This window comes from Parabacteroides sp. merdae-related_45_40, from assembly GCF_001915675.1.
Map to the genome: position 1 here is coordinate 19538 of NZ_MNQY01000113.1, position 12329 is coordinate 31866.

Consider the following 12329-nt stretch of genomic DNA (forward strand, 5'->3'; position numbering starts at 1 on the left):
GTATATTATGAATAAAATAAAACCAGAGATAAAGGATGACATCGCGGAGACCTTGTTTATTCCCTTACTATCACGCGCTCACGAAAGTCACCGGAAAGACGCGATATTAAAAGACCCGATGGCATGTGAGCTTGTTGAGAAAATAGATTATGATTTCGCCAAGTTTGGTAAAATCACGATGAGTACTACCGGAACCACTATCCGCCTACGCCATTTCGATCGTTTGGTCCAGCGATTCATCGACCGTAAGGTAACTGAAGATCCGGTAGTGGTATCGATCGGTTGCGGATTAGACAGCCGTTTCCAACGTGTCTCCAACCATAACCAAGCGACCTTCTACGAACTAGACTTACCTGAAGTAATCAATTTGCGTGAAAAGCTATTCCCTGCCTCCGCTAAAGATCTCACGATCAAAGGCTCTATGCTCGAGACGGACTGGATGGATATGTTGAGACAAAAACATCCTCACGGCCGCTTCCTTTTCCTCGCGGAAGGTGTAATGATGTATTTCAATGAGGAACAGGTAAAATCTGTTATCCAAAACCTCGCCCAACGCTTTCCCGGATGCGAGATATATTTTGATTTCGTCAGTAAATGGGCCGCCCGCAACTCCGACAAGCATGAATCGGTAAAACGGACAAAAGCCCGTTTCCATTTCGGACTAAACGATCCGCACACAATCGAGCAATGGTTCCCCAAGCTCAAACTGATCGAACGATTCTATTTCATCAGCGAAGAGAAAAAACGCTGGGGACTACCCGGCTTGATCATGTGGTTAATCCCGGCGCTACACAAGTCTTTTGGAATCGTAGGTTATAAAGTTGGAGAAATAAGTAAATAGGTTATCTACCAAATAAAAAAGCTAGTTCTGTATTCGATCATGAGTTTTGGTATTAAATAGAAGACCTCCACGTAGTTTATCAGAAGGACTTTCCGACAATTGTACCCCCTTTTTGTTTTTCGGGGAAGGGGGTACGATTTGGATACTCAACCGTATCTTTTCGTGCGCCTTTTTGGGCTTTCAAGCAAGACTAAAACATAAAAAAGTCCCACAATACGTTAATATTGCAGGACTTATCTCTTTTAGCTTTGTTCTTATGTGATCCGCCTGGGGCTCGAACCCAGGACCCCAACATTAAAAGTGTTGTGCTCTACCAGCTGAGCTAGCGAATCATCCTGTGCGTTGTAGGAGTATTTTTTTAATATGCAATAGGCATGGCTATTTTTTTGCGCTTAAATCTGAATTTATTTTCTCTCGCTTAGGTTGATGAGCAAGGTTTCCGGGATCTAACTCATTATCTTCGTGCAAGATAAAGCGTTTATAGTAGGATAAGCACAATGTTGTCAATGGGAGGGCTATTATTAAGCCTATAAAGCCTAGGATCGTTCCCCAGATGGATAATGAGAGTAAGATGATGGCGGGATTCAGTCCCATAGCCTTACCCATTATGCGAGGGGTAAGATATAAATCCTGTATACATTGTACGATACCCAAGACTAAAATAGCCATACCAAAGATCAACCAGAAGTTCTCGCCAGTCTCGGCCGAACGCAATAAGCTCAATAGAATCATCGGGATAATACCGATCGCCTGCATATAGGGAATTAAGTTCAGCACGCCGATAAACAGACCCAACGTGACCGCCAACGGGAAATTAATGATCTTAAAGCCGATCGCGAGGAGAACCCCTACAGAAAGAGCGATCAACGATTGTCCGCGGAAATAACGATTCATGCTGTATTCCACATCCTCAGCCAAACCTTGCAGGAACGGACGGTAACGCTCCGGTATCAAATCGATCCAACCATTCGCGATCTTCTCATAATCCAAAAGGATGAAAATAAAGTAAAGCAAGATCACGAACACGATCGTGATACTGAAAAGGATTGAGAAAGTGTTCGATAAGATAGACCATAACTGGGGCGCAATCTGCTTCACCGCTTTCAACAAATTCTCCTTACTCAATAACTCCATGATCTGGGCGAAGTTCACATTACTTTCCAGATATTCCATCCATGAATGCGGGATCAAAGGGACATGACCTTCACCGGGATCATGTGTGCGGATCAGTTCTAGCGTTTTATCCGCCTCAGCCGCAATGGAAGGAATGACCATGACTACCAGCAACGTTATCAATAGCCCTAAAGTCACCAATACCGCCATAATCGATAAGATGCGGCTCTTAAAACATAATTTATATTGGAAGAACTTTACGAACGGTTGCATCATATAAGCCAGTAACCAAGCGATCAGGAAAGGTAACAAAGCGTTTCGTAATAAGGCTATCAAATAAATAATTCCTGAGATGACCAGTATACCGAACACTATGCGTATTACACGGTCAAACGTAAAAGGCTTGTCAAACAGTGGATTCATATTATTTTCATATCTTTGCTTGCGACAAAGATAGAATAAAGTAGAATATATAAACATCATGATACGTAAAATATCCTTTTTCTTCCTCATTTCTTGCTTATACCTTTCAGTGGGGGCACAGACTCCACAACCTATCAAGCAATTCCTGCGCAAGCCTTATATGGAAGGAGCTTCATTTTCCTTGATCGTGAAAGAGGTTAACAGTGGCGAGACGGTATTCGCTTACGATACAATCCGGCAGCTGACCCCAGCCTCGGTCATGAAAACGGTTACGACCGCTACCGCATTGGAGATACTGGGCGAGGATTATCGCTTTCCCACAACATTAGAATACGACGGCTCCATCGAGAACGGCTTGTTAAAAGGCAATTTATATATCAAGGGAAGCGGAGATCCTAGCCTTGGCTCAGCGCATTTCGCCCCGGATCATAAGCGGTTTCTACAGGAATGGATCTCCGCCTTGAAGAAGGTGGGTATCCATAAAATACAAGGAGCCGTAATCGCTGATGAAAGTATATTCGACACGGAAGGCACTTCCCTTAAATGGGTTGGCGAAGATATGGGTAGTTATTATGGTGCCGGAAGCTATGGGATTTGCGTATTCGACAATCTTTATAAATTAGGGTTGCAAACCGGAGCTCCCGGAACCCGCCCGAAGTTGAAAGGAACCGAACCGGAATTATCCGGCATCCATTTCCATAATTACTTAACGACCCAGCAAGTATCTTCGGATAGTTCTTTTATCGTAGGGGCGCCATTCGCCACGGATCGTTATTTATATGGCATTGTCCCCGCTAACCGGGAATGGTATCCGCTCAAAGGGGATATTCCCGACCCGGCTCTTTTCCTAGCGGATTATCTCACTAGGCAATTGGAACATGAAGGGATCACGGTCGGCGAATCACCGTCTTGTTTCCGTATCTTGCGGGAAGCCGGTAGGTGGCAACCCGGGAAACGGACCGAGATTGTTACCACTTACTCCCCTACGCTTCGGGAAATCGTGGAAGTGACCAATCATGTCAGCCATAATTTATTCGCCGATGCCTTGATCAAGACGATCGGCCTACGATATACGCCCCGTAAGGGAGAGGTCATATCTTCTTTTAACCGGGGTATCCAGGTGCTTCGGGACTATTGGCAAGGGAAAGGACTCGACCTCTCGTGCGTCTGGATGTACGACGGTAGCGGTCTTGCGGTTACCAACAAGTTATCAACAGCTTTTGTGGCTGATTTATTGATTTATATGAAAACCTGTTCACAACAACACACAGCCTTCTACGAATCATTGCCCGTAGCGGGGGTAGAAGGCTCGGTGAGGAACTTCTTAAAAGGCTCATCCCTCCAAGGAAAAGCTCATCTTAAAAGCGGAAGCATGAGCCGGGTAAAAGGATATGCGGGATATATAAACAAAGGCGATAAGCAATACGCCATCGCCCTATTCGTAAACAACTATTCCTGCGACGGACGTCCTATGACCGTAGCGATAGAGAAATTATTGCTCCAGTTGTTCAACTAACCAGCGGTTATTTCGGCAGGATCGATCTACGCTCTATCATCTCTAGGAAATGCTGTTTATAATTGTCGGAGATCGGGATATACTCCTTTCCAAAGACAATCCGATTCCGCTCGATCACCTTGATCTTCTCCGGCTGGACGATAAAAGAGCGATGAACACGCACAAAGCGATCCGAAGGTAACATATCCTCCAAACTCTTCATGCTCATCAACGAAAGGACCGGACGGGGCTCATCCTCCACGAATATCTTCACGTAATCCTTTAATCCTTCAATATATAATATCTTGCGCAGCTCTATTTGCAACAGCTTATACTCACTCTTGACGAAAATACTCTCCATCCCGCCCTTCTCCGCGATTGGCGCGGATCCTTCCTTCTCTTCCGAAGACACCGGCTTACGGAGCAACTCATACCATCGCAACGCCTTATTCGCCGAGGCAAGGAAGTCCGGATAACTAATTGGCTTCAACAAATAATCCAGCGCGTTTACTCGGTAACTATCCACGGCATATTGATCGAAAGCCGTCGTAAAAATGACACGGGTATCGGCGTTCAAGATACGGGAGAACTCCAATCCGCTCAACTCCGACATCTGGATATCCAGAAAAAGCAGATCCACCGGCCGATCCCGTAAGTCGGAAAGAGCGTCCAAGGCACTATTATAAGTCCCTTGTAAATCCAGGAACGGAGTTTTCAAGACGTAGCTTTCCAGCAAGCTAACCGCTAAAGGTTCATCGTCAATAATCGCGCAAGTCAATCTCATATCTCAGTCTCGTTTATAGTAATTGATAGATAAGAAGAATAGTTATCCCCCTCCCGACCGCATTGGAACGAGAAATGCCCCGAATAGAGCAGCCCCAAGCGTTTCTCCAGATTCACCAGCCCGATACCGGAACCACTTTTATCTTGATCCGGGCTTTTCGGGAAATAGCTATTCACAATAGTACAAACTACCTCCGCCCCCTCCTGATGGATATCCAAATGGATGAAAGACGGCTTATTATTGCTCACCCCATGCTTAAACGCATTCTCGACCAAGGAGATAAACAACAGGGGGGCGATCAAGGTTCCCGGGGAGGAAGCGACGATATTCGTTTTCAGCTCCACATGTTTGGGCAGGCGTATACGCATCAGCTCCACATAATTACGAAGGAAGTCGAAATCCTTCTCCAATGGGACAAAAGGCTGGCTACTCTCATACAAGACATAGCGAAGCAAGCGGCTCAAATCGTGCACCGCCTCCTGCGCCTTCTCCGGGCTGAACGCTATCAAGCTATAGATATTATTCAACGTATTAAACAGGAAATGCGGGTTAAGCTGGCTCTTCAAGTTCTGCAATTCCGCCTCGGCACGCTCCTTCTCCAGTTCCCGCTGGATAGCCGCCACCCGGTACCATCCGTCCGCCATCTTGATCGCCACGCTAAGGCCGGCTACCAAGGAGTAGATAACGGCGTTGACGAGAAAGAACCCCACCGTCTCGTTCAACGGGCGGGGCGGACGAGCCGGATGATGCATCTCCGGCGGATAGAAATAGCGCATGCAGAGATGCACGAACAGCATCGTAGCCCCGATAAGCAATAGATTGATCAACAGGAAACGCCCTGTCCGGCGGTTAAACAAATACCGCCTCACCAGCCACCCGTAATTCAAGTAGAAGACGAGCATGAAGGAAAGCGGCACGATGATGCTCCGGAAATAGCCCTCGAACGTGACTTGCGACTCCCTCCCCGTGAAGAAGAAAGGGGAGCAGAACAGGATACCCCATCCCGCGATGTGTATCAACTTTCCCAAACCTTTGATAGGGGGAGATTGTGGTGTGTCATTCATCTTATTATCCTCTTTAGTGCTACGCAAATATAGTCATTCCTACCGTTATATGAGCCATGTAGCCTTATCTAGTGAGCATCCGTCTACTCATAGCGTATGGCCTCGATCGGGTCGAGCTGCGCCGCCTTCTTGGCCGGGTACCATCCGAAGAACACGCCCGTCACCGTACATACCACGAAAGAGAGCAGTACGCTCCACGGCTGGATATAGATCGGGAAATGCGCCACGACATTCACGATCAAGGCAGCTCCCACGCCGAAAAGCACGCCGATCAATCCTCCGGTCACGCTGATAAGGATAGACTCGATCAAGAACTGAGCCAAGATATCCATGCCTTTCGCACCGATACTCATACGGAGGCCGATCTCCCGCGTACGCTCCGTCACGCTCACGTACATGATATTCATGATACCGATACCACCAACGAGAAGAGAGATACCAGCCACCGCAGCCAGCAACGTCGTCATTATATCCGTCGTACTTGTCAACATCGTGCTCAACTCCTGCATACTCCGGATCGTGAAATCATCATCATCGGTTTCCCGCAACCTATGGTTACGCCTCAGTATCTCCGATATCTCGTCTATGGCTTGATCGGTGTACTCCTCCTTGAGCGCCGAGCAGGTTATGCCTTGCAAATGGGTAATGGCCAAGATCTTTTTTTGAATAGTTGTGTATGGAGCTAAGATCAGGTCGTCTTGGTCCATTCCCATGCTGTTGTATCCTTTGCTTTTCAGTACGCCCACGACCCGGAACGGTAGCTTCTGGAAACGGATCACCTTACCGACGGGATTCTCTCCGCCGGGGAAAAGGTTATCCACCACCGTCTTCCCGATCACGCATACCTTGGCGGCGGTCTGTACGTCCTGATCGCTGAACATATCGCCATCCTCCACCTCGTATCGGCGTATCTCCATATAATCCGGGCTAATACCGTAGACGGTAGTCGGGGCGTTATTGGCGCCATAGATGGCCTGCCCACTACTGTTCACGGAGGGCGAGGTGGCGGAGACGTAGCGAGTCTCGTTCACGATATCCTCGTAGTCCTGTAGCTTCAGCGTCTCCATGGCAGAGGCGTCTTGGCGTACGCCGCCACGCATGTCGGCTCCCGGCTGGATCATGATCATGTTCGAGCCCATCTCGCTGATCTGCGCCTGTATACTCCGCTTCGAGCCTTGACCGATGGCCAGCATCGTGATCACGGAAGCCACGCCGATGATGATACCCAGCATCGTGAGGAATCCCCGCAGCTTGTTGTTGGCCAAGGCCCGGAGGGCTATCTTTAGTAAATTCGTCGTATTCATTCTAAATAATATGCTATTACCACATTAATTCATTATTCTAATCATCATTCTTGGGCAGGCGGGCCAAAGCCTCAGCGGCGCTCAAGATATTCGTATTCACCGTATCGGCGGTTACATGACCGTCGCGCAACGTGATATTCCGGCTGCTGTATTGGGCAATCTCCGGGTTGTGGGTGACGAAGATAATCGTGCGTCCCTCGGCGTGCAGACGCTGGAAGAGCACTAAGATCTCGAAAGAGGTACGGGTATCCAAGTTGCCAGTAGCCTCATCCGCAAGGATCACCGCCGGATCGTTCACCAAGGCACGGGCGATCGCCACACGCTGCATCTGGCCACCGGACATCTGGTTGCTTTTATGCATCAGACGATCTCCCAAACCTACGGCAATTAAAGCATTGACCGCCTTCTCTCTACGTTGGGCCGCTTTATAAGTAGGATTGTACATGAGAGGAAGCTCTACGTTCTCTACCGCTGTCGTCTTCGGCAACAGATTATAATTTTGAAAAACGAATCCGATCTTGCGATTCCGGAGGGTCGCTCGCTGCCGCTTGTTCATGGTGCGCACGGATACTCCGTCTAAGTAATACTCCCCGCTCGTAGGAGTATCAAGGCAACCCAGCGTGTTCAGCAACGTACTCTTTCCGGAGCCGGAGGTTCCCATGATCGTAACGAACTCCCCCTCGTGAATCGTGAACGACACGCCTCGCAGGGCATGGACGGTCTCGTCGCCAACGTGGAAGTCTCGTTTTATATTGTCTAATCTGATAATTTCTTTCATGACGCAAACTATTTGGACTTTGCAGAGGATGAGACGAGGCACGCCCCGTCTCTACGTATGGTACTTATTTGTTTTTCTTATTCTTGTTGTTTCCCGGAGGGCCCGGCATGAAAGGGCTACGCTCCGCTCCTGCACCTACTTCCGGCATGTTGGCGGCGCTCGCTAAATCTACGGCTACCTCATCGCCCTCGCTCAAGCCCTCGGTTACTTCGGTCACGCTGTTGTTGCTGGTTCCGACCGTAATCTGCCTCGGGCTCAAGGTATTTCCTTGGCGGGACCAAACCAAGCGTTTTCCGGGTTGTACCTCCGCATTCGGATCTGTCACGGTCATACCCAACGATTCCATGATGGCGGGCTCGGGGATAAAACGAAGTGCCTTGTTCGGCAAGGTCAGGATATTCGCACGTTCCAACGTATAAATTGTGACATTTGCCGTCAAGCGAGGTTTCAGTTTCAAGTCCGGATTATCCGCCGTAATTACTACCTCATACGTAACAACCGTGGAAGAAGAAGTACTGGAAGAAGCGCTGGAAGTGCTTTCGCTGTCCCCTAAACGAATCTGACGAACCACGCCCTCGAATTGATCGTTCGGGTAGGCATCCACCGTAAAACTAACTCGTTGACCTTCTTCCACGTTCCCTATATCCGCCTCATCCACATCCGCTATTACCTGCATCTTCGTCAAGTCGGCGGCAATGGTAAACAGCGTCGGGGTCTCGAAGCCGGCGGCAACGGTCTGTCCTTCCTCAACAGCCCGGTTGATAACCACTCCGTCTATAGGGCTCGTGATCGTGGCATATTCGAGATTACGGTTTACCTTTACCATGGAGGCCTGACTCTGGTCGTAAGCGGCCTTCGCCTTCTCGTAATTATAGGTAGCCGTCTCATAATCCGTATCGCTAATCAATTGTTTCTCGTGAAGCACCTTGCTACGTGCGTAGTTCTTCTGTTGATACTCGAACTCCGTCTTGCTGCTCGCCAATTGCGCCTCGGCGGAACGAAGCTCGGCTTGGAGGTTGATCTTATCCATCTCGGCGATCAGTTGGCCGGCTTTCACCACGTCGTTATAATCAGCGTACAACTTATCGATGATACCGGAGACCTGCGTACCTACCTCAACCTCGGTAACGGGCTCTACCGTACCGGTGGCCGTAACCGTATTCGTGATCGTGCTGCGCCCTACTTTAGCGGTCTCCAGCTTGATCCCGCCTTTCGAGGATTTGCCCGTGAAAAGGAACACGCCCCCCGCAATGAGGATAACGGCAACACCGCCCATGATTAGTTTCTTCTTGTCCATATTCTGATTCTTTTTATTTCTGTTTTACGTTGTATTCTTGTTCAAAAGGCCCCCCACGACCTCCGTCGCAGGGTAACCTTGAAAAAAGAGAGTGGAGTAAATATATCCATTAGTGGGTTAATAATTCTCCGCAACCGGCTTCTTCTGATAAACATTCAGCAATTGAACGCTCATCAAGGCCATGTATTTCGCTTGTAGCTGCTCTTGCTGGGCGGTCAGATAATTGTTCTTCTCCGTCAATAGCTCAAGCGTATTTTTCATACCGAGGCTGAATTGCTCATCGATCAAGTTATAGCTTTCTTTCACGTAACTCAAGCGTTCGGTAGCCGAGGTATATTGGGTCTGCGACGAGGTAGCGTCCAGATAGATCCCCTCCACGGTTTGCAGCAATTGTTTTTGGGTATTCAGCAACTCCAACTGGCTGGTGGTAATCGCGTATTTCGCCTTGTTATAGGCCGTCTTATACTGACGGTTACTGAAGATAGGGATGCTGATCGTCAATCCGACACTCTCGTTGAAACTATTCCAGACCTGGCTACCGAAAGCGTAATCCGTTCCGGAAAGATGGCCGGTACCCAGCCCGGCGTTCATGGAGAGCGAAGGAAGGAAAGCACCTTTCGCCTTTTTCTTCTCCAGCTCGGCGATGTCCACGGCCAGCTCACTGCTCTTTATTTGCGGCATCACGGCCAGAGAGGTATTGTAAATCGTTTGCTTGCTCGGAAGCGGGGTTAAGATATCTTTCTCCGTAAGCTCCGGCATCACCAATTCGATCTCTTCGGTTATATCCAGTTCTAGTAATTGCTTCAATTGCAACTTATAATTGTCTAGATTCGTCTGGGCTACGACCAATTGATATTTATCGGTGCTTAACTGGCTTTCCAACTGAGCCAAATCCACTTTCGAGATCGAACCGGCACGTAGCAACTCCACCGCACGATCCCGTTGCGCCGTAGATACCTCGACCGTATTTTGGTTGATACGAACGGACTCCATCGCATATAGTACCTGCATATAGGTCTGTATCAAGGAGATTTGGATATCATCCTCGTTTTGCTCGATACCCAGCTCATCGACGGTATTTTGTATTTCCTGTTGCTTGATCGCCTGTACACGTTGCCCTCCATCAAAAAGCGTCCATTTAGCGTTCAGCGCATAATTACCGCTATAGCTATTATTCGTAGCGGCGTCGCTCGAAGGATAATTCACGAATCCTTGGGTAACCGAAGCCGAAAGGGAAGGGAAAAGCTGTGCTTTCGCCTGCTTCGTATCCTCTATACCGGAAAGATGCGACACCTTGCTTTTCTTTACTTGGATATTATGCTCCAAAGCGTAATCCAAGCAAGCACGCAACGTCCATCGGGTAGGTTGCTCTTGTGCCTTACTCCCCACACAGAGGAAGAACAGACATGCGAATAATAAAGCGTATTGTTTCATATTGCCTTCGTTTTCTATCTTTTTACGAAAGCAAAACTATATTACCTTAAAAACATGGGCAACCAGACTAGAAAAAGGGGCTGTTTTCACCGATTAAACGGGCAATTGCATCGACAGGAAAGCGTGCGGATATATATTTATAAGGCCATCGATTTGACAATTTGACAAAATGATAACCGAAGTCCCGGAGAATCGATTATTCCGGGCAAAGGTACGGCTCACTCCCAAATACGAAAGAAAAAAACGGCAATCATCTCGCTAATAGACGAATACCCAAAAACAGTCTTTTATTCCAGTGAAATGAATTCATCCTAATTCATCTATTTAGACAAGAAAAAGGGTGAAACAGTGTTACGATAAGGTTGTAACAGGCTACGAATGCCCATTCACGGGTACTCACAACCCAATGCACAGCCACTCACAACGTCTAACGCAAGTATACGCATCAAGGAATGCGTCCTCTCGCAAGCTGTCTCGTCACCTATTATGTCCCAAATCGGCCTCTTTTTAACGAAAAAGCACGCTTATCACCACTTCTTTCCCACGATCTCGCTACCTCCGCACAAAAGGTGTGTCAGCGGATTTGCGTTATATCGAGCAAGAAGTAAGGATAAACGCCATTCCACCTATCTTTTATCGGCTCAAAAGTAGTCATTCTTCTTAAAGAATCAGCTCAAATTGAGCCGATTTGATCCTCAATAATACAAAATAACCCCGGCGATACCTGCCAAAATAATCATCAAGATAGGATGTATCTTGAATTTCCAAGTCAAGATAAAGGCGGCGCCAAAGATCAAGAAGCTCTTGTAGTCGATGAAGTTCTCTTTATTCATTAATAGCAAGGCAGCGGCGGCGATCAAACCGACCGTAGCCGGGCGCAATCCAAGGAAAGCCGCCTCTACATATTTATTATTCCGGAACTTAGCGAAGAAATAAGAGATCAAGAGAACCAATATGAAAGAGGGCAGACATACCGCGAATGTCGTCAGGCAAGACCCTAGGATACTCATCGTCTCCGAATACCCCGCATTATGCACCGCCGTATACCCTATATAGGTGGCGCTATTGATACCGATCGGCCCGGGTGTCATTTGAGAGATAGCGACAATATCGGTAAACTCCTGCAAGGAAATCCAACCATAGCGGTCCACCACGTCGGCTTGTATCAAGGATAACATCGCATACCCGCCACCAAAGCCCAATATACCGATCTTCAGATATACATATAATAATTGCAACCAAATCATATCAGCCCTTCTTATTTAAACCATACACCAAACCTCCGGCTATAGCCGCCAAGATAATCCAAGCGGGAGACACCCCACCCATCCAGATCAGCAATGCCGCCCCGACAGGTATGATCATTTGCACGTAACTCAACTTGATAGAGCGTGCGGTTGTCAGACAAGGCACGGCGATCAAGGCGACCACCGCCGGACGCAATCCCATAAACGCCTTCTCCACCCATACATTATCCTTTACCTGCGTAAAGAATAACGCGATCAAGAGCATGATTACAAAAGAAGGGAGAATCGTACCCAAGGCACAAACAAAACCGCCCCATGTCTTCTTCAGTTTATAACCCACGAAGATCGCTATATTCACGGCGAAAATACCCGGCAACGATTGGGCCACGGAGAAAACGTCGATAAAGTCCTCTTTCGTCATCCATCCCCGGTCCACCACATCCCGCTGGATAAGCGGCAACATGGCGTATCCACCTCCGATGGTAAACATACCGATTTTCACGAATGTCAGAAAAAGCGTCCAATACATACCCTTATCTGTTTACGTTG

Annotated in this window: 11 protein-coding genes and 1 tRNA gene; 2 read left to right on the plus strand and 10 right to left on the minus strand. The window is 48.0% G+C overall.

Annotated features, from left to right (window positions below; all coding sequences use genetic code 11):
- Positions 1–7: 7 nt before the first annotated feature.
- On the plus strand, positions 8–841 hold the full coding sequence (locus BHV83_RS13485; RefSeq protein ID WP_005867344.1) for a class I SAM-dependent methyltransferase: 834 nt from the start codon (positions 8–10) through the stop codon (positions 839–841).
- A 259-nt stretch (positions 842–1100) separates the two neighbouring features.
- Here the strand turns inward: BHV83_RS13485 and BHV83_RS13490 are convergent.
- Both BHV83_RS13490 and BHV83_RS13495 read right to left on the minus strand, forming a co-directional pair.
- A tRNA-Lys gene (locus BHV83_RS13490) sits at positions 1101–1173 on the minus strand.
- Positions 1174–1219: 46 nt separating this feature from the next.
- Positions 1220–2377 carry an AI-2E family transporter gene (locus BHV83_RS13495; RefSeq protein ID WP_005867343.1) on the minus strand — a complete coding sequence of 386 codons (1158 nt, stop codon included), beginning with the start codon at positions 2375–2377 and terminating at the stop codon, positions 1220–1222.
- 58 nt (positions 2378–2435) lie between these two features.
- Here BHV83_RS13495 and dacB point away from each other — a divergent pair, with 58 nt between their 5' ends.
- Positions 2436–3893 (plus strand): D-alanyl-D-alanine carboxypeptidase/D-alanyl-D-alanine endopeptidase, encoded by a 1458-nt coding sequence (gene dacB / locus BHV83_RS13500; RefSeq protein WP_005867342.1) that lies wholly within the window; start codon positions 2436–2438, stop codon positions 3891–3893.
- 7 nt (positions 3894–3900) lie between these two features.
- On the opposite strand, the gene BHV83_RS13505 is transcribed toward dacB, so the two are convergent.
- The 8 genes from BHV83_RS13505 to BHV83_RS13540 all read right to left on the minus strand — a co-directional run bounded on the left by BHV83_RS13505 (position 3901) and on the right by BHV83_RS13540 (position 12309).
- The gene (locus tag BHV83_RS13505) at positions 3901–4656 is read right to left on the minus strand and encodes a LytR/AlgR family response regulator transcription factor (protein ID WP_005867341.1); all 756 of its coding nucleotides are present in this window, start codon (positions 4654–4656) and stop codon (positions 3901–3903) included.
- Positions 4653–5720, minus strand: a complete 1068-nt coding sequence (locus BHV83_RS13510; RefSeq protein WP_286757625.1) for a sensor histidine kinase — start codon at positions 5718–5720, stop codon at positions 4653–4655. Before BHV83_RS13510 ends, BHV83_RS13505 begins: the two co-directional genes overlap by 4 nt.
- 83 nt (positions 5721–5803) lie before the next feature.
- Positions 5804–7024, minus strand: coding sequence for an ABC transporter permease (locus BHV83_RS13515; protein WP_005867338.1), 1221 nt, complete (start codon positions 7022–7024; stop codon positions 5804–5806).
- Between the two features lie 37 nt (positions 7025–7061).
- The gene (locus BHV83_RS13520) at positions 7062–7802 is read right to left on the minus strand and encodes an ABC transporter ATP-binding protein (RefSeq protein ID WP_048927065.1); all 741 of its coding nucleotides are present in this window, start codon (positions 7800–7802) and stop codon (positions 7062–7064) included.
- A gap of 64 nt (positions 7803–7866) precedes the next feature.
- Complete coding sequence (locus BHV83_RS13525; protein WP_286757626.1) at positions 7867–9099, minus strand: efflux RND transporter periplasmic adaptor subunit; 1233 nt, start codon at positions 9097–9099, stop codon at positions 7867–7869.
- A gap of 117 nt (positions 9100–9216) precedes the next feature.
- The gene (locus BHV83_RS13530) at positions 9217–10533 is read right to left on the minus strand and encodes a TolC family protein (protein ID WP_005859798.1); all 1317 of its coding nucleotides are present in this window, start codon (positions 10531–10533) and stop codon (positions 9217–9219) included.
- Between the two features lie 695 nt (positions 10534–11228).
- Positions 11229–11780, minus strand: coding sequence for a chromate transporter (locus tag BHV83_RS13535; RefSeq protein ID WP_005867334.1), 552 nt, complete (start codon positions 11778–11780; stop codon positions 11229–11231).
- Between the two features lies 1 nt (position 11781).
- A complete protein-coding gene (locus tag BHV83_RS13540) occupies positions 11782–12309 on the minus strand; it encodes a chromate transporter (protein WP_005859800.1) in 528 nt (175 codons plus the stop codon).
- Between the last annotated feature and the right edge of the window lie 20 nt (positions 12310–12329).